Genomic DNA, 25,027 nt, shown 5'->3' with positions numbered 1-25,027 from the left:
CCGAACCCGCCGTTCACGGACCGTTAAACCGTGACGTTTGATTCGGGCACGAAAGCGGCAAGGCTGAGGCGGTACGGAACGATCGCCGACTGTGGCTTGCGGACCACAGGTTGATCGTCAGAGGTCGCCCGCGAAGGCGGCGACCCCCAAACCGACGCCGAGTTCCGAGAGGACGGTCTCGCGGCGCGGGCCCTGCGCCTCGACGATCGCGTAATTGGCCCGGTCGGCCAGAAGGGCGGAGAGGACGCCGACATTCATCCGGTGGCCGCCGCAATAGGAGCGGTACGCACCTTGGATCGGCAGGCCGGCCAAGGCGAGGTCGCCGATCGCGTCCAGGATCTTGTGGCGGACGAACTCGTCCGGGAAGCGCAGGCCTTCGGGGTTGACCACCGCGGTCTCGCCGACCGCCACGGTGTTCTCCAGGGAGGCGCCGAGGGCGAAGCCCGCCTTCCAGTACCGCTCCACGTCCCGCATCATCCCGAAGGTGCGGGCGCCCGCGATCTCACGGCGGTAGGTGGCGGGAGAGAGATCCATGGCCCGGCGCGAGCGGCCGATCACCGGGCTCTCAAAATCGATTTCCACATCGAGGCGGAAGCCCCGGTCGATCGGCCGAAGTTCCGCGAAGGACCGGCCGGTCTCGATGCGGACGTGTTGCAGCACCTTGAGCCAGCGCCGGGGCGCCCCGCAGGCGGCGATCCCGACCTGATCGATCGCCTGCACGAAGGGAAGTGCGGAGCCGTCGAGAATGGGCATCTCGGGCCCGTCGATCTCGATCAGGGCGTTGTCGACGCCCAGCCCGTAGAGCGCGGACATCAGATGCTCGACGGTGGCCACCGCACCCGTCTCGACGTCGCCCAGGACGGTGCAGAGCTCGGTGGCGGAAACGAGTGCGTGATGCGCGTTGATCAGGCGGTCATTGCCGTGGGGCGTACCGGTGCGGAGGAAAGCAATACCGTGATTGGCGGGTGCGGGCCTGAGCGTGATCTCGGCGGGGTTCCCGGAATGAACCCCGATGCCCGAGAGAGTCGCCGGCCCTTTGAGGGTCGTCTGTTTCAGCGTTCGCATTCCTTAGCCCCCGGCCGCGATCAGGCTCCGCCATTCCAACGGGGAATGGGCGAACACCGACTGATCCGTCCGCTGCTTGATGCCCCTGCTCACGCGATCAGGTTGTATCCCGATGCATGTCTCGTCGGTCTTGATGCTTCTATAACTGCACCGCACAGGGCAGCCAAATCACGGATTCTTACGCTCTGTTACAGACACGCTTGCGGTCCGGGAGATGTAAAATGCAGTGTGATCAAGGGCTTAAAAAGTGGTTAACGCGTGGCTAACCCACGGCCGATCTGTGTCATGGATACACCACGAGTCCCCGCTTCCCACAGCTCAAGCATCTTCCGGAGCGCCAAAGTCCGCGGCAGCGCTAACCTGAAGTTGAATATGTGGAACGCGAAAGGCCGGCGGTCACCCGCCGGCCTTCCCCGTTGCCGCAGTGCAGCGGCTGATTAATTCGCCTGACGGCGGAGGAAAGCCGGGATCTCCAGCTGGTCGTCGTCCATCATCCGGCTCTGGGGCGCGACACGGCCCTGGGCGTCGAGATGGCCCTGGGCCGGACGGTATTGCGGGACTGCCGGCGTGACCGGAGCGCGCGGGGCCGGCGGCACGTGGGGCTGCGCCATCTGGGGCAGCGGCGCGGCCGGGTTGGCGCGGGCCGCGGGAGCGCCCTCGATCTCGTCGCGCCGGCCGCCGAAGCCCACCGTTGCCAGACGCCGCAGGAGCGAGGTCCGCTTCGATTCCGGAGCCGACTCCTCCGCCGCGCGATTGGCCAGGATCTGGTTCTGGGCGATCGGCGGCAACTCGTGAATCTGCGGCATGCGCGGGGCGCGGGCGAGGGGCGTGCCGCCCGGAGCGGCCGGGCGCGGCGGCACGAACGGGCCTGACTGGTACTGCGGCGCGGGCTCAGCCGGCAGCGGCGCGGGCGGCGGGGTGAAGTGGGCCGCAGCGCGGGGCTGGACCGGAGCGAGCACCACGTCGTCGCGGTTCATCGGGGCGGCGGGCTCGCGGTTGACCAGCGACTCGGACCGCATCTCGGGGGCCTGAAGCGGTGCGGGGGCCGGCATCTGGCTGGTGATGGGGGCCGGAGCGACCGATTCGGTACGGATGCTCGGCACCGGCGAGGCGGCGCGCGTACGGGCCTCGGCGCGCAGGCGCTCGGCAACCTCGGCGATACGCTGCTCGGTCTCGGCGATGGCCGGGTTGTTGGGCGAGTTCGCCGAGATCAGGGCCGGCTCGATGCCGGTGGCGACCACCGACACGCGGATGATGCCGTCCAGGCTCTCGTCGAAGGTGGCGCCCAGGATGATGTTGGCGTCCTGATCGACCTCCTCGCGGATGCGGGTGGCGGCCTCGTCGAGCTCGTAGAGGGTCAGGTCCGAGCCGCCGGTGATCGAGATCAGCAGGCCGCGGGCGCCCTTCATCGAGACATCGTCGAGGAGCGGGTTGGCGATGGCGGCCTCCGCGGCGCGGTTGGCGCGCTTCTCGCCCGACGCCTCGCCGGTGCCCATCATGGCCTTGCCCATGCCGCGCATGATCGCCCGCACGTCGGCGAAGTCGAGGTTGATGAGACCCTCCTTCACCATCAGGTCGGTGATGCAGGCGACGCCCGAGTAGAGCACCTGGTCGGCCATCGCGAAGGCGTCCGCGAAGGTGGTCTTCTCGTTGGCGACCCGGAACAGGTTCTGGTTCGGGATCACGATCAGGGTGTCGACCGCGGCCTGCAACTCCTGGATGCCGCTCTCGGCGGTCCGCATCCGGCGGACGCCCTCGAACTGGAACGGCTTGGTCACGACGCCGACCGTCAGGATGCCCATGTCGCGGGCCGCCCGGGCGATGACCGGGGCCGCACCGGTGCCGGTGCCGCCGCCCATGCCGGCGGTGATGAAGCACATGTGCGCGCCCGAGAGCTGATCGCGGATCTCGTCGATCACCTCGTCGGCGGCGGCCGAGCCGACCTCCGGGTGCGAGCCGGCGCCGAGGCCCTGGGTCACGCCCAGACCCATCTGGATCACCCGCTCGGCCTTCGAGGAGGTGAGCGCCTGCGCGTCGGTGTTGGCCACGACGAACTCGCAGCCGAGCAGGCCCGACTCAATCATGTTGTTGACCGCGTTGCCGCCGGCGCCACCGACGCCGAAGACGGTGATGCGGGGCTTCAGTTCCCGGATGTCCGGCGCCTGGAGGGTGATGGCCATGGTGTCGAGCCTCTCGCTAACTGTGCTGTCCGTGCGACGCCGCGGCGCCGGATTCTCTTCGACCCACCCGTGGGGTGGGGGCGAAACCTAGAAGCTGTCCCGGAGCCAGCGGCCGACCCGGTTCAGGTAGTTGTCGGTTCCGGTGGCCGCGAAGGCGCCGTGCCCCCGCGGCTCGAAATGCTCGGCATGGGCGACCTGCGGGTAGACCAGCAGACCGACCGCCGCCGAGAAGGCCGGGCCCTTGGCGGCTTCCGGCAGGCCGCGGATCCCGAGGGGGCGGCCGATCCGCACCTGACCCTGGAGGACGCGGCGGGCGACCTCCGGCAGGCCGACGAGCTGGCTGGCGCCGCCGGTGAGCACCACCCGCCGGCCGGCCTGCGCCGCGAAGCCGGCCTCGCGCAGCCGGTCGCGCACCAGCTCGATCACCTCCTCGACCCGCGGCTTGATGATCCGCACGAGCTGCGAGCGCGGGATGTGCGCCGGGGCCTCGCCCTCGTCCTCGCCGACGCCGTGGACCGCGATCATGTCCCGGTCGTCGGAGGGGGTTGAGAGGGCCGAGCCGTAGAGGGTCTTCAGCCGCTCGGCCGCCGCCATGCGGGTCGAGAGCCCACGGGCAATATCCATGGTGACGTGGTGGCCGCCGACCGCCACCGCGTCCGCATGGACGAGGTGCCCGCCCGAGAACACGCCGACGCTGGTCGTGCCACCGCCCATATCGACCACGCAGACGCCCATCTCGGCCTCGTCGTCGACCAGAGCCGAGAGGCCGGCCGCGTAGGGCGTGGCGATCACCGCCTCGACCCCGAGATGGCAATGCTCCACCGCCAGCATGACGTTGCGGGCCGCGGCCAACTCGCTGGTGACGACGTGCAGATCGACGCTCAGCGCCTCGCCGATCATGCCCGACGGGTCGATCACCGCGCCCTGCCCGTCCAGCGCGTAGCCGGTCGGCAGGGCATGGAGCACGGCCCGGCCGGGGCTGACGCCGTGGGCGCTCGCGGTCTCGAGCACCCGCTCGACATCGCTGCCCGTGACGGTGCCGGAGCGGACGTTCACCCGCGCCTGGAAATGCTGCGAGGCGAGCCGGCCGCCCGACATATTGACGATGACCGACTGGACCTCGACCTTGGCCATCCGCTCGGCGGCGTGGACCGCCTGACGGATCGCGCCCTCGGCGGCGGCGAGATCCACGATGGCGCCGCCCTTCAGCCCGAGCGAGCGCTGATGGCCGATGCCGATGATGCGCGCGAGGTGCGTGCGGCCGCGCAGCGTGGAGAGCGCTTCGGCGGGCTGCAGCTCGGCGATGAGGCAGACCACTTTGCTCGTTCCGATATCGAGCACCGAGAGGGTGGTCGAGCGTCGGGCCGAGAGCGGCTTCAGGCGCGGCGTGAGGCCGTGTTGGCTGTGCATTGACGCTACCAAACGCGGGGTGCGGGACGGGCGGAGATCGATCGGAAGGGCATCAGCTGGCCGCGCCCTTCTTCTTCGCCTTCTGGGCTTCCGCGCGGGTTGCGGCGGCCTCCTCGGTCAGGCGCACCACGACGCGGTCCGACATGCGCAGATCCACCGCGATGATGTCCTTTTCCAGAAGGCCGGCCTCGCGCTCGAACCGAACGAGACGGGCGAGCGCGGCGGCCGGGTCGATCTCGGGCAGGCGTACATCGACGCCGTCGAGCTTGAGGGTCCAGCGCCGGCCGGAAACGTAGGTGCCGGCCTTGATCCGGTCGGCGAGCGGGCCGGCGGCGGCGACCAGGGCCAGATATTCCGGCAGCTTGGTGTTGGCTTCCTCGCCGACCACCAGGGGGAGGCTGGCGTAGCGGTCGTCCCGCATGGCGTCGATCACCGTGCCGTCGGCCGCGATGACGCTGAGCTCACCGTTCTTCTGCCAGAGGGCGGCGGGCTCGCGCTCCACCTGGGTGATGGCGATCTCGTTGGGGTAGATCTTGCGCACCGAAGCCTGGGCGATCAGCGGCACGCGCAGCAGCTTCTCGCGCACGGCGCCGACGTCGAGGAACGGCACCGAGGAGCGCCAGTCGATGCCGGCCGCAGCCAGGACTTCGCGCTCATACATCCGGGAGATGCCCGAGATGGTCACGCGCTCGACGCCGAAGCCGAGAACCCGCGCGGCGATATCAAGGGGGCGTCCCTGCTCGGCCACGAAGGAATCGTATCGCCCGCTTGCCACGAAGCCGGCAAGCGCAAAGGCCGCGAAGGTCATGGAGACGGCGACGGTTCCAGTCCCGCGGGACAGGCGTGCGCCCAGGCGCTGGCCGGAGCGCGCGCGGCGAACCGAGAGCGACCGGGACGGGAGCCGGCCCATCACAGCCCCGGCGAAACGCGCGGGACCGCTCCGGCCGGCGGCGTCGCCGCTCAGCGATTCAGGGAAGCGTCCTCCACCATCCATCGGACGAGCTCACCGAAGCTAAGGCCCGCATGGGCCGCCATATCCGGCACAAGGCTCGTCTGGGTCATGCCGGGTTGCGTGTTGACCTCGAGAACCACGAGTCGGCCGGTTCCACCCGGCGTGTCGTCGAATCGAAGGTCGGCACGGCTGACGCCCCGGCAGCCCAGTGCTTGATGCGCCGTTAACGACAGTTCTTGGACACGCTGGTAAACATTTGGTTTAAGTTCGGCCGGCAGCACGTGGACCGAGCCCCCGGGGGCATATTTCGCGTCGTAGTCGTACCAGTCCCCCGTGGCGGCCTTCACCTCGATGACGCCGAGCGCCTTGTCGCCCATCACCCCGCAGGTGAGTTCGCGGCCGGCTATGTAAGGTTCTGCAAGGACTTGCTCGCCGTAGGTCCAGGCGTCCGAGCCCAGGATCTGGGGCGGATGCGAGCGACCATCGCGCACGATGATCACCCCCATGGATGAGCCCTCGGCGATCGGCTTCACCACGTAGGGTGGCGGCAGGGCGTGTGTCCGGGCGGCCTCGTGACGGTTAACGATCCGGCTCTCCGGCACGTCGATGCCGGCCGCGCGCATGGCGGTCTTCGCCCGCTCCTTATTCATGGCGAGCGACGAGGCGAGGACGCCGGAATGGGTGTAGGGAATCTTCAGGATCTCCAGCAGCCCCTGGATCTTGCCGTCCTCCCCGTCCGGACCGTGCAGCGCGTTGAAGGCTACGTCGGGCCTGAGTGCGGTCAGCACCGTAGCGATGTCGGCCCCGACATCGACGCGTGTGACCCGATAGCCCTCGCCCTCGAGCGCGTCGGCGCAGGCCTTGCCGGAATTGAGCGATACTTCCCGCTCGGCTGAGGTGCCGCCCAGGAGGACGGCGACGTGCTTGGACATGGAGGGCTCCGGGGCGAGACTTCGTGTTGGGGATCGGCTCATGCCGGGCCGATCAGGCTCTTGATTGCGGTGAAGACCTGGGCGGCCGTGCCGGCCGGCAGCGTCCCGATACGGCGCAGGATTCGGGTGGACTCAATGCAGGCAATCTTGAGCGGGCGAACCACAGAGGCGACGCTGAGGCCGGCCGCGGCAACATCGTCGATGCGGACATCGCCCGTGGCCTGCGTGTTACGCGCACCGGTGATCATCGCGATCCAGACGTAGCCAGCTTCGGCCACAGCCGGCCCCGATACGATGAGGGCGGGCCGGCGCTTCTCCGCCAACCGATCGGAATAGGGAAACGGCACGACGACGACGGTCCCGGCCGGCAGCTCAGAGGTCGGCATAGTCTTCATCGTCGATCGGGCCGGCCCATTCCGTGAAGGCCACGAACGGATCCTCCCCGTCAGGGGGAGCCTTGTCGATTCGGATGCCGTCCGGCGTGATCCGGTAGCGCAGGCGGTCCCCCGGCCGGATAGCGAGATGCTCCCGCACCTCCGTTGGCAGGACAGTCTGGCTCTTCACCGAGACTTTTGAATAAGCGGTCCGTGCGCGTTGATCCGCCATGTCGGTCCCTCTCACCGTCTGGCTTACATCTTACCGGCTTACCACCGGTGACGCCAAGCCGATCCGGCGGATTTCCCAGCGCAGCGCGACCCCGCTGGTCTCCCGCACCCGGCGGCGGACGTCTTCGCCCAGCCCCTCGATATCGGCCGCGGTGGCGGTGCCGGTGTTGATCAGGAAGTTGCAGTGCATCGCGCTGACCTGCGCCCCGCCGCGGGTCAGCCCCCGGCAGCCGGCGGCGTCGATGAGCTGCCACGCCTTGCCGCCCGGCGGGTTGGCGAAGGTCGAGCCGCCGGTGCGTTCGCGGATCGGCTGGGCGGCCTCGCGGGCGGCGGTGACCCGCTCCATCTCGGCCTCGATGGCGGCGCGGTCGCCGGGCTTCCCGCGGAACAGCGCGCGGGTGAAGATCACGTCCTCCGGTGCGTCCGCATGCCGGTAGGAGAAGCCCATCTCGGCGTGGCTGAAGGTGCGCAGCGTCCCCCGGCGATCGATGCCGGTTGCCTCGATCAGCACGTCGGTGGTCTCGCCGCCATGGGCGCCCGCGTTCATGCGCAGCGCGCCGCCGATCGAGCCCGGGATGCCGCGGTAGAACGCGAGGCCGTCGAGCCCGGCCTCGGCGGCGGCCTTGGCGAGGCGCATGTCGGGCACGGCGGTGCCCACCGTCAGGGTATCGCCGTCGATCGCGATGCCGCCGAAGGCCTTTCCCCCGAGGCGGATCACCACGCCGGGCACGCCACCGTCGCGGACGATCAGGTTGGATCCGAGCCCGATCACCGTCACGGGCACGTCCGGTTCCAGGGCGGCGAGGAGGCGGGCGAGATCCTCCTCGTCGGCCGGGGTGAACAGCACCTCGGCCGGTCCGCCGACGCGGAACCATGTGAGATCGGCCAGCGGCTGCTGGCTGAGCAGACGCCCGCGGAGATCGGGGGCGGCGGCGCGGACGCGGTCGTGGAGGGATACGGTCATGCTAGAGCGCTCTCCGCCGAAGTGGAAACCGGTTCGGCGCAAGAGAGCGCGTCACGACAAAGGCTTAGAGCCGCGCGCGATTGTAACGCGATCGGGCACGGCTCTAAGCTTCGCGCCGGCAGAATCGGCTTGCGTGAGGGGATCGCGGGGCGATGGATGGCGAGGCAGCCAAATCTCTGGTCTTCACGCGGGCCGCCGCGCGGAGCCTCGGCCGCCTGCCGAAGAACGCCGAAGATCTGATCCGCGAGAAGCTCCGCTCCTACGCACGCGATTCTGGAAGCCTCGCCAACAACGTGAAGGCGCTCAAAGGCGAGGGAAAGCGTCTGCGCCTGCGCGTCGGAAATTGGCGGGCCATCTTCACGATCGAGCCCGATCGGATCATTGTCCATGCGGTCGGCCCGCGAAGCACGATCTACGATTAGGACTCCGCCCGTGACGATCGTCAGAACCAGGACGCCCTCCGGAGAGGCGATCGTGATTCTCCCCGAGGCTGAATTCGAACGCCTGCGTGACTTGGCGGACGACAATCTCGATGCCCGCCTCATCTCTGACTCGGCGGCGCGGCTCGCGTCCGGCCAGGAAGAACTTCTGAGTGAGGCCGACCTCGACGCCCTGCGGGCGGCGCCGAGCCCCCTGGCTTTCTGGCGCAGGCGTCGGGGCGAAACCGCCGCCGCGCTGGGGAAAGCCTGCGGTCTCGCGGAGGAGGATATCACCGCGCTCGAAACGGGCGCGCGCACAGTGGACATGTCGGTCTACCGTCGGCTCGCGCGGGCGCTCGGCATCGACGCCGAGGACCTCGTGCTCGACGCGTCCTGACGCATCGCCATCCCCTCACCGCCCCCGCGCGGCAAGCTCATCCGGCAGCGCGTAGGCCCATTGGGTGATCGTGCCGGCGCCGAGGAACACCACGTAATCGCCCGGCTTGGCGAGGTCGGCGATGATCCCGGGCAGCTCCTCCGGCCGCTCCAGCGCCCGGGCGTCCCGGTGGCCGCGGGAGCGCAGGCCCGCCACGAGGCTGTCGCGGTCGAACCCCTCGATCGGCGCCTCGCCGGCGGCGTAGACCGGGGCGACGATCACCGTGTCGGCGTCGTTGAAGCAGGTGCAGAAATCGTCGAACAGCGATTGCAGCCGCGTGTAGCGGTGCGGCTGCACGATCGCGATCACCCCGTGCTCGGTCGAGGCCCGGGCGGCCTTGAGCACCGCCTTGATCTCCACCGGATGGTGGCCGTAATCGTCGAAGATCGTCGCGCCGTTCCATTCGCCGGTGCGGGTGAAGCGCCGCTTCACGCCGCCGAAACCGGCCAGCGCGTTGCGGATCGCCTCGGGCTTCACGCCGAGTTCGTGGGCCACCGCCAGCGCCGCGGTGGCGTTGAGGGCGTTGTGCTTGCCCGGCATCGGCAGGACCAGATCCTCCATCTCCATCCGGTAGCCCGGGCGGCGGTCGCGGATCATCACCCGGAAGCGGCTTTGGCCGCCGCGCAGGTCCACGTCGATCAGGCGCACATCCGCCTGCGGGTTCTCGCCGTAGGTGATGATCCGCCGGTCCTCGATATGGCCGACGAGATCCTGCACCACCGGGTGATCGGTGCACATCACCGCGAAGCCGTAGAACGGGATATTGTCGATGAAGCGCCGGAACGCGTCCTTGACCGCCTCGAACGAGCCGAAATGGTCGAGATGCTCGGGATCGATATTTGTGACGATCGCCACGTCTGCGGGCAGCTTGAGGAAGGTGCCGTCGGATTCGTCGGCCTCCACCACCATCCAGTCGCCCTCGCCCATCCGGGCGTTGGTGCCGTAGGCGTTGATGATGCCGCCGTTGATCACGGTCGGATCGAGGTTGCCGGCATCCAGCAGGGTCGCGACCAGGGACGTGGTCGTGGTCTTGCCGTGCGTGCCCGCGATGGCGACGCAGGACTTGAAGCGCATCAACTCGGCCAGCATCTCGGCCCGGCGCACCACGGGCAGGCGGCGCTCCCGGGCGGATTCCAGCTCGGGGTTGTCACGCTGGATCGCCGTCGAGACCACGACCAGCGCGGCCTCCGCGACGTTGTCGGCGTTGTGGCCCACGAAGGTGCGCATGCCTTTCTCGGCGAGACGGCGGACATTGGCGTTGTCGTTGGCGTCCGAGCCCTGCACCGTGTAGCCGAGATTGTGCATCACCTCGGCGATGCCGGACATGCCGATGCCGCCGATGCCGATGAAGTGGATGGGGCCGAGCTTGTCGGGCAGCTTCATGGGTCGAACCGTCTGGTGGCGGGATCGCAGGTCGCGGAATCCCGGAAGGATCAGGTGCGGGCCGCCGTCTCGACGACGACCTCGGCCAGCCGTTCGGCGGCATCATGGATGCCCGCGCTTCTGGCCGCATCGGCCGCCGCGGTCAATTTTGCCGGCGTCGCGAAGCAGGCTGTGAGCTCTGCGGCGAGGCGATCCGGGGTGAAGTCCGACTGCTTCACGGCCAAAGCGGCGCCGATGGCATCGAGGGTCGCGGCGTTGGCGGCCTGGTCCTGATCGAGGGATCCCGGCAGCGGCACGAGGATCGCCGGACGACCGATCGCGGCCAGTTCCGAGACCGTGGAGGCGCCCGAGCGCCCGACCACGAGGTGGCTCGCGGCCATGCGGGCGGGCAGGTCCTTGAAGAACGGCGCCGCCTCGACCCCGGCGAGACCCATCGCGAGGTAGCGGTTCTGCACCGCCGTCAGATCCTCGGGTCGGACCTGCTGTACGAGGTGTAGCCGGGCGCGCAGGGCGTCGGGCAGGCGCTCGATCGCCACGGGCACGACTTCGCCCATGACTCGGGCGCCCTGGCTGCCGCCGAAGACCAGGAGGCGCAGAACGTCACCGTCGGTGAAGGCGGGATACGGGACCTTCGCGGCCTCGATCACTGCCGGGCGAAGCGGGTTGCCGGTGTGGATGCGCGGGGCCTTCGCCGTGTCGGGTACGCCGCGCACCACCTTGAAGCCCGTGGCGATGGTGCGCGCGCCCCGCGCCAGGAACGCGTTGGCCCGGCCCATCACGGCGTTCTGCTCGTGCAGGATCGTGGGCACCCGCAGGATCTGGCCGGCCAGGACCGGCGGCACGGTTGGATACCCGCCGAAGCCCACGATGGCGGCCGGGTTGATCCGCCGGATCTCCTTGGCGGCGACGCCGAAGCCGCGGCCGAGCGTCAGAACGGCGCTGGCCCGTTTCAGCGGCGAGCGGCCGGACGGCGTCGCCGACGCAATGGTGATCACTTCCGAAGCCGGAAACTCGGAGGCGATCGAATCGACCCGGGCATCGGTGGCGAGCGCCACCCGGATGCCGCGGGCGCGGAGCGCGTGGGCGAGGCTTTCGGCCGGGAACAGGTGGCCGCCGGTGCCGCCTGCGCAGAGCAGGATCGTCGGGGTGAAAACTGTCACCGCATCACTCCGGCCACGGTGGCGGGTGCGGTGCCGGGGGGCTTCTGGCTGAGCTGGATGGTGCGCGGACGTTTCCGGGTCAGGGCGACGAGGAAGCCCGTGCCGAGCGCCAGCGAGATCAGCGACGAGCCGCCGTAGGACACGAAGGGCAGCGTCATGCCCTTGGCAGGCATCAGCTGGGTGTTCACCGCCATGTTGATGCACGCCTGAAGCCCGAACAGGGTGGTCAGGCCGGTGATCGCCAGCCGCGAGAAGGTGTCGTCGGTACGGCGGGCGAGCTTCAAGCCGCGCAGCACGATGAAGGCGAACAGGGCCACGAGGCACAGGCAGACGATCACGCCGAATTCCTCGCCGGTGACCGAGAAGATGAAGTCGGTGTGGGCGTCCGGCAGGTGCCGCTTGGCCACGCCCTCCCCCGGCCCGGTGCCGAACCAGCCGCCCGAGCGGAAGGATTCGCGCGACCAGAAATCCTGGAAGCCGCCGCCGGAATCCCGGTCGAGGAACTTGTTGAAGCGCTCGCGCACGTGGTGGAAGAACAGGTAAGCCGCAAAGACGCCCCCGAGCCCGAGCACCCCGAGCACCGCGACCCAGATCAGGTGCAGGCCGGCCACGAAGAACAGCGCGCACCACACCATGGTAATCAGCATGGTCTGGCCGAAATCGGGCTGAAGCAGCAACGGCACGATGGTGATCGGCAGGAGCAGCATCGCCAGGAAGCCGCCGGGCATATCGCGGCGCTGGGCGCCCTCCGAGAACGCCCAGGCGGCCACCACCACGAAGGCCGGCTTCACGAATTCCGAGGGCTGGAGGCCGAAGGGGCCGAACTGGATCCAGCGATGCGCGCCCTTGATCTCGGGGCCGAACTTGCCGGCGAGCAGGCAGAGGGCGACGCCGCAGATCCATGTGACCAGGGCCAGCCGGCGGATGCCGCGCAGGGACAGGAACGACACCGCGCAGATCAGCAGGATGGTCGGCGCGAGGTACATCGCCTGCCGGTTCAGGAAGTAGAAGGTCGGCAAGCCGATGCGCTCGGCGACCGGCGGGCCGCCGCCCATCAGGAAGACGAGGCCGGCGACCATGAGCGCGAACAGGGCGGCGAGCAGGCCGCGGTCCACGGTCCACCACCAGTCCGTCAGGGGGGTGCGTTCAGCACGTGACATCATGCCGGGTGACGACTCCAGTCCGTGCGGACGACGATCCGCGCGGGTCGGGCTGGATCCTGTGCAGGAATGGTAAACGGAGCCTTATGGAGGGCCGCGAACGCGCGAACCGCGGCGGCGACGGCGTAAGCTTACTGGTATCCGAATACTGCACTTGAGATACGCTATGTTAATTTTGGTAACGCAACCTGCAGGTGTATTTACCCGGCGACACGGAGCGTGAGGCGTCCGGTCCGCCAACCGGAAGTCGGCACGCCATGTTCAAGACCCTGAACGTCCGTGAAGCCCAGGCCAAGCTCGCGGCCCTCGATCGAGTCCAGGGCGTGATCGAATTCGATCTGAACGGCCGGATCCTCTCGGCGAACCAGAACTTCCTCGATGTCGTCGGCTATACGCTGCCTGAGATCATCGGCCAGCACCACAGCCTGTTCCTGGAGCCGGCCCAGCGCGACTCCGCCGATTATCGGGCGTTCTGGGAACGGCTGCGGGCCGGGACGTTCGAGACCGGGCAGTTCCAGCGGAGCGGTCGCGGCGGCCGCCCGATCTGGATCCAGGCCTCCTACAACCCGATGCTCGATGCCCGCGGCCGGCCCTACAAGGTGGTGAAGTTCGCCACCGACATCACCCGGCAAAGGACCGAAGAAGCCGACCGCGCCGGCCAGATCGCGGCGATCGACAAGGTACAGGCGGTCATCGCCTTCGACCTCGACGGCACCGTGATCGAGGCGAACGACAACTTCCTGGCGGTCATGGGCTATGACCGCACCGAGGTCGTCGGGCAGCATCACAGCCGGTTCGTCGAGCCGGGCTACCGGGACAGCGAGGCCTACCGGGCCTTCTGGGCGGCCCTGCGCAATGGAAGCTATCAGGCGGCGCAGTTCCGCCGGATCGGCAAGGGTGGCCGCGAGGTCTGGATCCAGGCCTCCTACAATCCGATCCTGGATGCGGCCGGGCGTCCCTACAAGGTGGTCAAGTTCGCCACCGACATCAGCGAGCAGGTTCGCCTGTTCGCCGACCTGCGCACGCTCATCGATCAGAATTTCGGCGAAATCGAGCAGGCCGTGTCGCATTCGACCCAGGCGGCCGTGCTGGCCTCCTCGGCTGCCGATTCGACCTCCGGCAATGTCCAGACCGTTGCCGCCGCGGCCGAGGAACTGGCGGCGTCGGTGGCCGAAATGTCCCAGAGCATCGTGCGCTCCCAGAGCGCCACCGACACCGCCTATGCCTGCGTTCAGGATGCCGACGCCCACACGAAGCGGCTCGCCGTCACCGCGACCGCGATGACGGGCATCGTCGGCCTGATCCAGAACATCGCCGGCCAGATCAACCTGCTGGCGCTGAACGCCACGATCGAGGCGGCGCGCGCCGGCGAGGCCGGGCGCGGCTTCGCGGTGGTGGCCTCCGAGGTGAAGGCTTTGGCCGATCAGGCCGCCCGCGCCACCGGCCAGATCAACGGCGAGATCGCCAGCGTACAGCGGGTCTCGCAGGAGGTGGTGGTGGCGCTGGGCTCGATCGGGGCCTCGGTCTCGGTGATGCGCGAGACGGTGGTGGCGACGGCGGCCGCCATCGAGGAGCAGAGTGCGGTGACGCGCGACCTCGCCGAGAACATGCAGAGCGCCTCCGGCGCGGTCACGGCGATCACGGGCAATATCGGCGCGATCGTGCAGTCGGTGGCCGGCGTCTCGCAGGCGGTGGGGACGACCCGCGAGGCCGCCAAGGTTCTGGCGCGCTGAGCCTCCCTCAGTCGAGCGCCCGCACGAGGTCCCGGAACTTGTTGCCGCGCACTTCGAAGTTCGGGAACTGATCGTAGGACGCGCAGGCCGGCGAGAGCAGCACCACGGGCTCCGGGGCGCCCGACGCGGCGGCGTTCTCGGCGGCCTTCGGCACCGCCACGTCCAGCGTCTCGCAGCGGGTATAGGGGACGGCACCGTCCAGGGTCGCCGCGAAGGCGTCGGACGCCGCACCGATCAAATAGGCATGGGCGACCCGCTCGAAATACGGCACCAGCGGGAAGATTCCACCATCCTTGGCCTTGCCGCCGAGGATCCAGTGAATGTCCCGGAAGGCGAGGAGTGCCTTCTCGGTGGAATCGGCGTTGGTCGCCTTGGAGTCGTTGACGAACAGCACGTGGCTGCGCCGTCCGACCTCTTCCATCCGATGCGGCAGGCCCGGGAACGAGGCCAACCCGGCCTGGATCTGCTCACCCGACAGACCAAGCGCCCGCGCCACCGCCACGGCGACCGCCGCGTTCTGCCAATTGTGGGCGCCCCGCAGTGAGCCGATCCCATTCACATCGGCGAGCGCCGTGCCGTCCGGCTCGCGGACGATGCCGTCGCGTACCGTCAGGGCATCGGTGGCGAGAACCTCACCGTGGGGCACGTGGACACGCACGAGGTCGATGCCGCGCCTTTCGGCGATGGCGCGGCTCGGCGCGTCGTCGATGCCGACAACGGCAACCCCTGCGCCCTGGATCAGACGCTCCTTGATGGCGGCGTACTGCTCCATGGTGCCGTGACGGTCGAGATGGTCCGGGGTGATGTTCATCAGCACGCCGACGCTCGGGTCGAGGCTTGGCGTGAGGTCGATCTGGAAGGACGACATCTCGATCACGTGGACGCGGTCCGCGGAGGGCGGCTCCAGCGAGAGGATCGCAGTGCCGATATTGCCGCCCATCTGCACGTCGCGGCCCGCCTGGGCCAGGACATGGGCGATCAGCGCCGTGGTGGTCGATTTGCCGTTGGTCCCGGTGATCGCCACGAAGGGTGCCCCCGGCGCCCGCGCCCGGCGCTCGCGGCAGAACAGCTCGATGTCGCCGATGATCTCGACGCCGGCCTCCTTGGCGAGGCGGACGCTCCAATGCGGTTCCGGGTGGGTCAGGGGAACGCCGGGGCTCAGCACCAGCGCCGAGAGGCGGGACCAGTCGGACTCACGCAGATTCGCGATGCCGATTCCAGCGTCCTGCGCGCGGACGCGGCTGTCGGCGTTGTCGTCCCACGCCCGCACATCGGCACCGCCCGCCTTCAGGGCCAGCGCTGTGGCGAGTCCGGAGCCGCCGAGCCCGAACAGAGCGACGGTCTGATCTTGGAAGACGGTGACGGGAATCATGGGGAGCTCTGGATGCGGCGACCGAACCGGCCGATCCCACCCTCGCCCTCATCCTCAGGTGACCGCGTCAGCGGGCCTCGAAGGGGCGCTCCAGGGATCGCACGGCCGGCTGGAGAGCTCCTTCGAGGCCTCCGCTACGCTACGGCACCTCCGGATGAGGGCGCGGATAGGATCGCCCTCTCGTATCGCTTGTCTATCATAAGTATCAGCGCAGCTTCAGCGTCGCCAAGCCCGCCAGCGCCAGGATGACCGCGATGATCCAGAACCGGATCACGACCTGCGGCTCCTTCCAGCCCTTCTGCTCGAAATGGTGGTGGATCGGCGCCATCCGGAAGACGCGCTTGCCCGTCAACTTGAACGACGCGACCTGGATGATCACCGACATCATCTCCAGCACGAACAGGCCGCCGACGATCGCCAGGACGATCTCATGCTTGGTCGCCACCGCGATGCTGCCGAGCAGGCCGCCGAGCGCGAGCGACCCGGTGTCGCCCATGAAGATCTGGGCCGGCGGTGCGTTGAACCAGAGGAAGCCGAGGCCGGCCCCGATCACCGCGCCGCAGACCACGGCAAGTTCGCCCGTGTCGCGGACGTAGTTCACCTGCAGGTAGCTCGCCGTGAAGGAGTTGCCGACGAGGTAGGCGATGAACCCGAAGGTGCCGCAGGCGATCATCACCGGCACGATGGCGAGCCCGTCGAGCCCATCGGTCATGTTCACGGAATTGCCGGCGCCGACGATCACGAAGGCACCGAACAGTGGGTAGAACCAGCCGAGGTTCAGGAGCGCGTCCTTGAAGACCGGGAAGGCGAGCTGGTTCTGTAGCGCGGAGGGGGAATAGACCGCGACGGTGATGCAGGCCGCGAGCGCGATCACAGCCTCCAAGGCCAATCGGAACTTGCCGGAGAAGCCCTTGTGCGACTGCTTCGTCACCTTGAGGTAGTCGTCGTAGAATCCGATCGCCCCGAACCCGAGCGTGACGGTCAGCGTCACCCACACATAATGGTTGCGGGGGTTGGCCCAGAGCAGGATCGCCACCACGGCGCCGGCCAGGATCATCAAGCCGCCCATGGTCGGGGTGCCGCGCTTGGTCAGCAGATGGGTCTGCGGCCCGTCCTCGCGGATCGGCTGGCCCTTGCCCTGGCGGATCCGCAGGAGCGAGATGATCCAGGGGCCGAACCAGAACACGAACAGGCCCGCCGTGAACAGCGCGCCGCCGGTGCGGAAGGTGATGTAGCGGAACACGTTCAGCGGCGTGAAGCTGCCGCTCAGTTCCGAGAGAAGGTACAGCATGCGGGCGCTCGGCCCCTTCGTTCAGGCGAGGGTTTCAGGGAGCGGCACCGATCGTCCTTGACGCTCGTCCGCATCGATCAACTCAGGCGCGCGATCAGGGGGCCGTCGCGAGGGCGCGCCGCGCCGGGTCGTTCGCGTAGCGGGCTTTCAGCGCGTCGACAATCCGGCCCATGCGGCTGCCGTTCGATCCCTTGATCATGACGGCATCCCCGGGCCGCAGGATCCGCGTGAGCGGCTCGATCAGGTCGGCGGCGGTGTCGGCCACGCCGGCCCGGCGGCTGACCGGGAGCGCCTCGAACAGGTGGCGCGTCAGCGGGCCGGCCGTGAAGACGAGATCGATGTGCGCGGCCTCGACCGCTTCGGCGAGGCCGCGATGAAGGTCCGGGGCGGCGGCGCCGAGTTCCAGCATGTCGCCGAGCACCGCGATGCGGCGCCCGCGCGGCCCGGTCTCGATGCCGGCCAGCGTCGCCAATGCCGCCCGGACCGCAGCCGGGTTGGCGTTGTAGCTCTCATCGATGAGGTAGGCGGTGCCGCCGTCGATCTCCAGCGCGGTCCGCGCCCCGCGCCCGGCGGGTGGGGACAGCGTGCCGAGCGACAGCGCGGCCCGGGCGAGGTCGGCGCCGAGCGCATGGATCACCGCCATGACGCCGAGCGAATTCAGCGCCGTGTGCCGGCCGGCGGTGCCGAGCTTGTAGGTGACGGCCTCACCCATCACCACCGCGTCCACCACAGAGAGATCGGGGCGCAGCACGATCCGCTGGGCGCGGACATCGGCCTGCGGGTGCTCGCCGAAGCTGACGATCCGGCCGGCCCGGGACGCCTGCGCGTGGGCGACGAGGCGGTCGAAATGCGGGCCGTCCCGGTTGATGATGGCGACGCCGCCGGGCTGGAGCCCGGAGAAGATCTCGCCCTTGGCGTCCGCGATGGCGGCAAGCGATGCGAAATGCTCGATATGGACCGGCTCGACCGTGGTGATCAGCGCGATGGCGGGCCGGACCTGCGCGGTCAGCGGCATGATCTCGGCGGCGTGGTTCATGCCGATTTCGAACACGCCGTAGCGCGTCGAAGCGGGCATCCGGGCCAGCGTCAGCGGGACGCCCCAATGGTTGTTGTAGGAGGCCGCCGAGGCATGGGTCTCGCCCTGCTCGGACAGGACGTGGCGCAAAGCTTCCTTGGTGCCCGTCTTGCCGACCGAGCCCGTCACCGCCACCACCTGAGCCGAGGTCCGGGCGCGGGCGGCCGAGCCGAGGCGGACCATCGCGGTCAGGACCGGATCCTCGCCGATCTCCGGCACCGCCAGCAGCGGGCCATGCGCCGCCAGCGCGTCGGCGCGATCCTGGCGCACCAGCGCGGCGCCGGCTCCGCGCGCCAGGGCGTCGGCGACGAAGTCGTGTCCATCGCGCGCCTCGCCCCGGATGGCGAAGAACAGGTCGCCGGCTTGAAGCGTTCGGGTGTCGATCGAGGCGCCACCGATCGGCCGCTCAGCGCCGATCAGGCGGCCGCCGGTGGCGGCTTCGAGCTCCGCGCTGGTCCAGAGTGCGGTCATGGTCAACCCCCGTCGCCGTCAGGCGGCCGCGTCGGCGATGGCGGCACGCAGGATCGCGTGGTCCGAGAACGGTAGGGTGCGATCTCCCACGATCTGGCCGGTTTCATGACCTTTGCCAGCTACGACCAGCACGTCGCCGGGCCCGAGGCGGCCCACGGCTGTCCGGATCGCCGCTTCCCGGTCGCCGATCTCCTCGGCTCCCGGGGCCGCGGCCAGGATCGCTTGGCGGATCGCCGCGGGCGCCTCGGTGCGCGGGTTGTCGTCGGTGACGATGACCGTGTCGGCGAGGCGCTGCGCGATCGCGCCCATCAGCGGGCGCTTGCCGCGGTCGCGGTCGCCGCCGCAGCCGAACACCACCACGAGCCGGCCGGACGCGAAGGGGCGCAAAGCCGTCAGCACGCTTTCCAACGCCTCGGGCTTGTGGGCGTAGTCGACGAGGCAGAGCCCGCCCCGCGCCTCCCCGATCCGCTCCATCCGGCCGGGCACGCCGGTGAGATGGTCCAGAGCGGCGAACACACCGTCCGGGTCGGCTGCGCCGGCGGGGGTGGCGAGCGCGAGGCCGGCCGCCACCAGGGCGTTCTCAACCTGGAATTCGCCGACGAGCGGCAGACGCAGCGTGCGGACGCGCTCCCGTTCGATGAGCCGGACCGCCTGGGCGAACCCTTCCGTCTGGACGGACTCGATCCGCAGGTCGCGGCCGGCGCGGCCGACCGTGCGGACGGGCCGGCCGGCCTCCCCGGCGGCGGCAATCACCCGGTCGGCATAGGCCCCGTCGGCGTTGACCACCGCCGGGCAACCTGCTGGCAGGAGCTCCGTGAAAAGCCTCATCTTGGCCGCGAGATATTCTTCGATGCTCGCGTGATAATCGAGGTGGTCGCGCCCGAGATTGGTGAAGCCCGCCGCAATGAGCCGTACGCCATCGAGGCGGCGCTGCTCGATCCCGTGCGAAGACGCCTCCATGGCGAGGTCGGTCACGCCCTCCTGCGCCAAACGCGCCAGAGTCTCGTGCAGCGTCACGGGGTCCGGCGTGGTGAGCGAGCCGTACTGCGCGCCGCGGTTGGTGACGATCCCGACGGTGCCGAGGCTCGCCGCGTCGCGGCCGAGGCGGGCCAGGATCTGGCGCACGAAGTCGGCGACGGAACTCTTGCCCGCGGTGCCGGTCACCGCCACCACGCTGTCCGGCTGCGATCCCGCGAACCGCGCGGCGGCCAGCGCCAGAGCCCTGCGGGCGTCCGCCACGGGCACCCAGGCCACCGCCTCCGGCAGGTCGGCCGGACGCGCGCCTTCCCCCGCCACCGCCACGGCGCCGCGATTGGCCGCCTGGGGGGCGAACCGACGCCCATCGGCCTTCGTGCCCGGCACGGCGACGAACACCGTGCCGGTGGCGACCTGCCGGCTGTCCGCGGTCAGGCCCGACACCGCCAGTTCCGCGGCGCCCGCGGGGGCTTCTGGGAAGAGATCGGCGAGCCGGGCCGTCATGACACCTCCCTCACGGGCCGCCGAGCTGGTTGATGTGGTAGGCGTTGAGCTTGACCATCTGGGGGAACGGCCGCACCGGCGGCTCGAATTGCGGCGGCAGGCCCAGGATCGGCGCGACGCGCTCGATCACCTTGCCGGTGACCACGCCCGCGTTCCAGGCCGCCGTGGCGTAACCGCCCGATTCCGGCAGGCCCTGCGGTTCGTCCATGATGGTGACGAACAGGTATTTCGGGTCGTTCATCGGCGCCGCCGCCATGAAGGTCGTGAACAACCGGTTGTGGATGTAGCGGCCGCCGATCACCTTCTCGGCTGTGCCGGTCTTGCCGCCCACGAAGTAGTACGGGATCGCCGCCTTCTTGGCCGAGCCCTCGGAGGCGTTGAGGCGCATGATGTAGCGCATCGCCTCGGAGGTCTGACCCGACAGGACGTGGGTGGAGCGTGCCTTGTCGTCGGGATTCGCCTTGAGGAAGGTCGGGGTGATCAGGTCGCCGCCATTGGCGATGGCCGCCACCGCCGCCGCCGCCTGGATCGGCGCCACCGCGATGCCGTGGCCGAACGCGATGGTGATGGTGTTGATCTCGGTCCAGCGGGACGGGACGATCGGTGCCGCGCTCTCGGGCAGCTCGGTGCGCAGCCGGTCGAGCAGGCCCATCTTCTTCAGGAACGCCTTGTGGCCGGGCACGCCGACGCCCAAGGCCATCTTGGCCGAGCCGATGTTGGAGGAGTGGGTGAACACCTCCGGCATGGTGATGACCCGGTTGGTCCCGTGATACTCGTGGATCTTCTGGCGCCCCCAGTTCAGCACGCCGCCGCGGGTGTCGAAGGTCGAGTTGACGTTATACTTGCCGGAATCGAGCGCCATGGCGAGCGTCATCGCCTTGAAGGTCGAGCCCATCTCGTAGACGCCGACATTCATCCGGTTGATCCGGTCGGGCGACAGCGCGTCCTTCGGGTCGTTCGGGTCGAAGTCGGGCATCGAGACCAGGGCGATGACCTCACCGGTCTTCACGTCGAGGATCATCGAGGCGCCGGCCTTGGCCTTGAAGTGGTCGATGCCCCAGGCCAGCTCGTCGCGCACCGCGAACTGGGCGCGCAGATCGATGGAGAGCTGCACCGGCTTCAGGTCGGCCTGCTTGTTGATCAGCCCGAAGCTGTTGAGCGCCTGGATCCCGGTGTTGTCGATGTACTTCTCCATGCCGGCGATGCCGATGCCGTCGAGGTTGGTCGCGCCCAGGATATGGGCAGCCGCCACGCCGTTCGGGTAGACGCGCTTGTGGTCGGGCAGGAAGCCGATGCCGGGGATGCCGAGCCGGTGGACCTCGGCCTGCTGCTTCGGGGTCAGCTCGCGCTTCACCCAGACGAAGCCCGCGCCGCTGCGGCCTTTGCGCGAGGACAGCTTGGCGCGGAGTTCCGTAGCGTTGAGTTCCGGCAGGACCGCGGTGAGCAGCTCCACCGCCTCGTCCTTGTCGTAGATGTTGCCCGGCTCGGCGAAGACCGAGACGGTGCGGATGTCGGTGGCCAGGATCTCGCCGTTCCGGTCGACGATGTCGGGCCGGAACGCCGTCGAGGAGGCGGCCGCCACCCGGTGCTCCTGGCTGGGCGGCTCCCCGAAGATCGCCATCATCAGGAGCTTGGTCGAGATCGTGCCGAACACGCCGACGAAGACCAGCCCGACGAGCGCCACGCGCATATGCGACCGCTCGATCGCCAGCCGGAACATGCTGCGCACGAACGCCTTGGCGCGGTCGGCGCGCGGCTCCGGCGGAAGCGCCTCGTCGGGGATCGGGCGTGGGGTGGACGCCGCAAGGGCCAGGGCGGCGGCCTCGAGAAGCGCGGCCTCGTGCTCCGACACGCCGGTGTCGGGCGCCGCAGCGGCGGCGTCTGGGGTCTGGTCGGTGTCTTGGGACACGGGTGACTACCTCGAAGCGGTCGTCGGGGTGCGGGCCGTGGTGACGGTGCGGGTGATCGAGCCGGTGGTGCGCGGCTCGGGCCCGCCCTTATCCTTGGGCGTCGCGGTGGCGGCGAGCAGCCGGCCGATCTCGTCACCGCGCTCCTGCCGGGCGGGCAGATCCGCGAGGCGCGCCAGATGGCTGGTGCCGATCGGTTCCAGGGCGAGATGCTTGTCGACGGCAGCCTGGAGGCGGTCCGGGCGCGTGAGGAGCTGCCACTCGGCGCGCAGCACTGCGATCGCCTGGCGCTCCTTGTGCAGCGCCGTCTGCAGCTTCGAGACCTGACCGCCCTGATAGAGCGTGTCGTACTTGATCGAGTAGGCATAGATCGCCGAGGCCACGAGCCCGACGACCGCCAGCAGGTTGAGGAGGCGGATCATCGGCGGTGGCCCCCACGGGCGGCTTCGGGGAGGCTCGCGAGTTCGGTCAGCGCCGCCAGCGGTTCCGGTGCCGCGCATTCCGTGCGTTCGGCGGCGCGGAGCTTGGCCGAGCGGGCGCGCGGGTTGCGCGCGATCTCGGCCTCGCCCGGCAGAACCGGGCCCTTGGTCACGAGGGTGAAGCTCCGCATAACCTCGGCTTGCGTGCCGGGCAGGTGCCGCGAGCCCTGGGCGGACCGGCCGCTGCGCGCGGCGAAGAACTGCTTGACGATCCGGTCCTCCAGGGAATGGAACGTCACGACCGCGAGCCGGCCGCCGGGCCGGAGCACCCGCTCGGCCGCGTGCAGTGCCCGCACCAGCTCGCCGAGTTCATCGTTGACGGCGATCCGCAGACCCTGGAAGGTCCGCGTCGCCGGGTGGATGTGGCTCCCGGGCTCGACCCGGACGACGCCGGCGACCAGCTCGGCGAGCTGCGCGGTCGTCTCGATCCGGCCGCGGCGGCGGGCCTCGTGGATGGCCCGCGCGACGGCACGTGAGCGCCGCTCCTCGCCGTAATGATAGATGATGTCGGCCAACGCCGTTTCCTCGGCCTCGTTGACGAGGTCCGCGGCGCTCGGGCCGTCGCTGCCCATGCGCATGTCGAGGGGGCCGTCGAAGCGGAACGAGAAGCCGCGCTCCGGCGCGTCGAGCTGCATGGACGAGACGCCGATATCGAGCACGACGTAGTCCGCCTGCGCCTCGCCGGCCTCGGCGAGGAGGGCGTCGAGTTCGCCGAAGCGGCCGGAGACGAGACGGAGGCGACCCTTGGTGGCCGTGACCAGGGCCTGCCCGGCCGCGATCGCGCTCGGGTCCCGATCGATGGCGATGATGTTCAGGGCTGGATCCCGTTCCAGCAGCGCGCCTGTATAGCCGCCGGCGCCGAACGTGCCGTCGACCGCGAGGCCGCCGTCGGTCCGCAACGCGGCCGCCACTTCGTCGAGCAGGACGGGGATGTGCGGCGCGGCTGCGCCGCGCTGGTGCGCAGGGTCATGATCCTCCGGCAGGGGACGGCGTCGGGTCATGCGCGCCTCGGCGCGGCGGCGCGGAACGGGGCGGGATAGCTGCGCGGTCCGGAAAGCCGGTCGCGGAAGCGGCTCAAGCGTCTCATGGTGCCCTGGGCCGGGCCGCCCGAGGGCGGCACACGTGACGGGAACGGCACCGGATGCAGCGTGCGCAAAACGCCGCGCACGGACGGGCCCTGCGGCGAGGCAGGTTGCGCCCGGCGATCCGATACGCGCCGTTGACGGGAGGATGCCGGGTATCATGGGCCTCGGAGGATCGTCAACGGACACGCTTGGCGCTGCCGCGCGAACCGATCTGACCCCCGCAAGGTTAACCGAAGGTTTTCACCGCGCGGAAAATCGCACGTCCGCACAGGCCGCGGCGGGCGATGTCCGTCGGCGGTAAGCCCTTGTGTCCGTTTAAAATTTCCGGTGGTGGTGGATCAGCCGGCCTATAAGCCGGGTTCTGTAGGGCCGGCGCACTTGCGCACGCCGACGTGGCGGCCATTCCTCTGGGACGGTCGTTGCCGACCGCCTCGAGCAACCAACCCGGGCGACTGGCCTGGAGAGAAGGCCTGCCCCTCTCGCGAAGGGCGCGCCGCCCCTATTCGGTCTTGCTCCCGGTGGGGTTTGCCATGCCGTCCGCGTTGCCGCGTCCGCGGTGCGCTCTTACCGCACCCTTTCACCCTGACCCCGGACGCGTCCGGGGCGGTCTGCTCTCTGTGGCACTGTCCCTGGGGTCGCCCCCGCCGGACGTTATCCGGCACCGTCTCTCCATGGAGCCCGGACTTTCCTCCCCGGACGCGAAAGCGTCCGGAGCGGCCGCCCGGCCGGCTGATCCAGCGGGCAGATGCGCTCGCGGATCAGTCCGGGTCAAGGACGGATCACCAGGTGCCGGTGTTCTCCATGGAAGTCCAGGGCTCCTGCGGCTCCTTGGCGCCCCCCTTCTGGAGGATCTCGATCGAGATGCCGTCCGGCGACTTCACGAAGGCCATGTGGCCGTCGCGGGGCGGCCGGTTGATGGTCACGCCCTTGTCCCTCAGCTTGGCGCAGAAGGCGTAGATGTCGTCGACCTGATAGGCGAGGTGCCCGAAATTGCGCCCGCCCGAGTAGGTCTCCGGGTCCCAATTGTAGGTCAGTTCGACCAGCGGCGATTTCGTCTCCTTGGCCCGGGCGGCATCGCCGGGGGCCGCCAGGAAGACCAGGGTGAACCGACCCTTCTCGTTTTCGACGCGCCGGACCTCCTGCAGGCCGAACGTATCGACGTAGAAGGCGAGCGCCCGGTCGAGATCGGCCACCCGGACCATGGTGTGCAGAAATTCCATAGGGAAGCTATCCTATTGATATCGGCAGGGTTTTTATGGGCCCTGGCAAGAAGCTGACACGCGCTTGGTTGCAGGGCGACCGCCCGCGGCAGCCGGTTGATCGCGACGATAGTTAGCGTCGAGTGAGCCGGTGAGTAGGCCGGATGTGAGCTGCTATCGGCCCGAGGTCATTAAGGGGTTCTGGTATCTTCCAAACCGCTCGAATTGGACGGTTGGGTCGGTGCGCTGGCGATCGGCGCAACGACGTGA

The 25,027-nt window shown here is 69.4% G+C and carries 22 protein-coding genes and 1 other RNA gene; 3 read left to right on the top strand and 20 right to left on the bottom strand.

Going from position 1 to position 25,027, the window contains the following annotated elements; translation table 11 throughout:
* Positions 1–117: 117 nt before the first annotated feature.
* From lpxC to murB, 8 genes are all read right to left on the bottom strand, one after another.
* Positions 118–1,065: a UDP-3-O-acyl-N-acetylglucosamine deacetylase gene (gene lpxC, locus MKK63_RS27285; RefSeq protein WP_244007077.1), complete on the bottom strand. Its 948-nt coding sequence runs from the start codon at positions 1,063–1,065 to the stop codon at positions 118–120.
* Between the two features lie 437 nt (positions 1,066–1,502).
* Positions 1,503–3,245 carry a cell division protein FtsZ gene (gene ftsZ / locus MKK63_RS27280; RefSeq protein WP_244007076.1) on the bottom strand — a complete coding sequence of 581 codons (1,743 nt, stop codon included), beginning with the start codon at positions 3,243–3,245 and terminating at the stop codon, positions 1,503–1,505.
* 87 nt (positions 3,246–3,332) lie between these two features.
* The gene (ftsA, locus tag MKK63_RS27275) at positions 3,333–4,655 is read right to left on the bottom strand and encodes a cell division protein FtsA (protein ID WP_244007075.1); all 1,323 of its coding nucleotides are present in this window, start codon (positions 4,653–4,655) and stop codon (positions 3,333–3,335) included.
* A gap of 52 nt (positions 4,656–4,707) precedes the next feature.
* Positions 4,708–5,649, bottom strand: coding sequence for a cell division protein FtsQ/DivIB (locus tag MKK63_RS27270; RefSeq protein WP_244007074.1), 942 nt, complete (start codon positions 5,647–5,649; stop codon positions 4,708–4,710).
* The gene (locus MKK63_RS27265; RefSeq protein WP_244007073.1) at positions 5,616–6,539 is read right to left on the bottom strand and encodes a D-alanine--D-alanine ligase; all 924 of its coding nucleotides are present in this window, start codon (positions 6,537–6,539) and stop codon (positions 5,616–5,618) included. The genes MKK63_RS27270 and MKK63_RS27265 overlap by 34 nt, the downstream gene beginning before the upstream one ends.
* 38 nt (positions 6,540–6,577) lie before the next feature.
* Complete coding sequence (locus MKK63_RS27260; RefSeq protein ID WP_244007071.1) at positions 6,578–6,925, bottom strand: type II toxin-antitoxin system PemK/MazF family toxin; 348 nt, start codon at positions 6,923–6,925, stop codon at positions 6,578–6,580.
* Positions 6,912–7,145 (bottom strand): AbrB/MazE/SpoVT family DNA-binding domain-containing protein, encoded by a 234-nt coding sequence (locus MKK63_RS27255; RefSeq protein ID WP_244007069.1) that lies wholly within the window; start codon positions 7,143–7,145, stop codon positions 6,912–6,914. The genes MKK63_RS27260 and MKK63_RS27255 overlap by 14 nt, the downstream gene beginning before the upstream one ends.
* Before the next feature lie 30 nt (positions 7,146–7,175).
* On the bottom strand, positions 7,176–8,108 hold the full coding sequence (gene murB / locus MKK63_RS27250) for a UDP-N-acetylmuramate dehydrogenase (RefSeq protein ID WP_244007067.1): 933 nt from the start codon (positions 8,106–8,108) through the stop codon (positions 7,176–7,178).
* 152 nt (positions 8,109–8,260) lie between these two features.
* Here murB and MKK63_RS27245 point away from each other — a divergent pair, with 152 nt between their 5' ends.
* Positions 8,261–8,530 (top strand): type II toxin-antitoxin system RelE family toxin, encoded by a 270-nt coding sequence (locus MKK63_RS27245; protein ID WP_244007066.1) that lies wholly within the window; start codon positions 8,261–8,263, stop codon positions 8,528–8,530.
* Positions 8,531–8,582: 52 nt separating this feature from the next.
* Complete coding sequence (locus MKK63_RS27240) at positions 8,583–8,924, top strand: helix-turn-helix domain-containing protein (RefSeq protein WP_244007065.1); 342 nt, start codon at positions 8,583–8,585, stop codon at positions 8,922–8,924.
* A gap of 15 nt (positions 8,925–8,939) precedes the next feature.
* Here MKK63_RS27240 and murC read toward each other — a convergent pair whose 3' ends face one another.
* From murC to MKK63_RS27225, 3 genes are read right to left on the bottom strand one after another with little or no spacing between them, the layout of a single operon-like run.
* On the bottom strand, positions 8,940–10,346 hold the full coding sequence (gene murC, locus MKK63_RS27235; RefSeq protein WP_244007064.1) for a UDP-N-acetylmuramate--L-alanine ligase: 1,407 nt from the start codon (positions 10,344–10,346) through the stop codon (positions 8,940–8,942).
* Positions 10,347–10,396: 50 nt separating this feature from the next.
* Positions 10,397–11,506: an undecaprenyldiphospho-muramoylpentapeptide beta-N-acetylglucosaminyltransferase gene (gene murG / locus MKK63_RS27230; protein ID WP_244007063.1), complete on the bottom strand. Its 1,110-nt coding sequence runs from the start codon at positions 11,504–11,506 to the stop codon at positions 10,397–10,399.
* Complete coding sequence (locus MKK63_RS27225; protein WP_244007062.1) at positions 11,503–12,669, bottom strand: FtsW/RodA/SpoVE family cell cycle protein; 1,167 nt, start codon at positions 12,667–12,669, stop codon at positions 11,503–11,505. The genes murG and MKK63_RS27225 overlap by 4 nt, the downstream gene beginning before the upstream one ends.
* A gap of 254 nt (positions 12,670–12,923) precedes the next feature.
* On the opposite strand from MKK63_RS27225, the gene MKK63_RS27220 reads away from it, so the two are divergent.
* Positions 12,924–14,399: a PAS domain S-box protein gene (locus MKK63_RS27220; RefSeq protein WP_244007061.1), complete on the top strand. Its 1,476-nt coding sequence runs from the start codon at positions 12,924–12,926 to the stop codon at positions 14,397–14,399.
* Between the two features lie 7 nt (positions 14,400–14,406).
* Here the strand turns inward: MKK63_RS27220 and murD are convergent, their stop codons facing one another.
* The 9 genes from murD to MKK63_RS27175 form a co-directional block, all read right to left on the bottom strand.
* On the bottom strand, positions 14,407–15,771 hold the full coding sequence (gene murD / locus MKK63_RS27215; protein ID WP_244007060.1) for a UDP-N-acetylmuramoyl-L-alanine--D-glutamate ligase: 1,365 nt from the start codon (positions 15,769–15,771) through the stop codon (positions 14,407–14,409).
* A gap of 205 nt (positions 15,772–15,976) precedes the next feature.
* Positions 15,977–17,062 (bottom strand): phospho-N-acetylmuramoyl-pentapeptide-transferase, encoded by a 1,086-nt coding sequence (gene mraY / locus MKK63_RS27210; RefSeq protein WP_244007058.1) that lies wholly within the window; start codon positions 17,060–17,062, stop codon positions 15,977–15,979.
* A gap of 94 nt (positions 17,063–17,156) precedes the next feature.
* Entirely contained in the window at positions 17,157–18,608 is a 1,452-nt protein-coding gene (locus tag MKK63_RS27205; RefSeq protein ID WP_244007056.1) for a UDP-N-acetylmuramoylalanyl-D-glutamyl-2,6-diaminopimelate--D-alanyl-D-alanine ligase, read from the bottom strand.
* An 18-nt stretch (positions 18,609–18,626) separates the two neighbouring features.
* Positions 18,627–20,087 carry a UDP-N-acetylmuramoyl-L-alanyl-D-glutamate--2,6-diaminopimelate ligase gene (locus MKK63_RS27200; RefSeq protein ID WP_244007054.1) on the bottom strand — a complete coding sequence of 487 codons (1,461 nt, stop codon included), beginning with the start codon at positions 20,085–20,087 and terminating at the stop codon, positions 18,627–18,629.
* Between the two features lie 10 nt (positions 20,088–20,097).
* Complete coding sequence (locus MKK63_RS27195) at positions 20,098–21,996, bottom strand: peptidoglycan D,D-transpeptidase FtsI family protein (protein ID WP_244007052.1); 1,899 nt, start codon at positions 21,994–21,996, stop codon at positions 20,098–20,100.
* Positions 21,997–22,002: 6 nt separating this feature from the next.
* Positions 22,003–22,416, bottom strand: coding sequence for a hypothetical protein (locus MKK63_RS27190; RefSeq protein WP_244007050.1), 414 nt, complete (start codon positions 22,414–22,416; stop codon positions 22,003–22,005).
* Entirely contained in the window at positions 22,413–23,474 is a 1,062-nt protein-coding gene (rsmH, locus tag MKK63_RS27185) for a 16S rRNA (cytosine(1402)-N(4))-methyltransferase RsmH (RefSeq protein ID WP_244007049.1), read from the bottom strand. The genes MKK63_RS27190 and rsmH overlap by 4 nt, the downstream gene beginning before the upstream one ends.
* Before the next feature lie 418 nt (positions 23,475–23,892).
* Positions 23,893–24,291, bottom strand: an RNA gene (gene rnpB / locus MKK63_RS27180) — RNase P RNA component class A.
* 46 nt (positions 24,292–24,337) lie between these two features.
* Positions 24,338–24,778 (bottom strand): VOC family protein, encoded by a 441-nt coding sequence (locus MKK63_RS27175; protein WP_244007048.1) that lies wholly within the window; start codon positions 24,776–24,778, stop codon positions 24,338–24,340.
* Between the last annotated feature and the right edge of the window lie 249 nt (positions 24,779–25,027).

This window comes from Methylobacterium sp. J-088 (assembly GCF_022829295.1).
GTDB lineage: Bacteria > Pseudomonadota > Alphaproteobacteria > Rhizobiales > Beijerinckiaceae > Methylobacterium.
The sequence above is the reverse complement of the archived record's forward strand: the minus strand, read 5'-3'. Positions and strand labels throughout refer to the sequence as shown.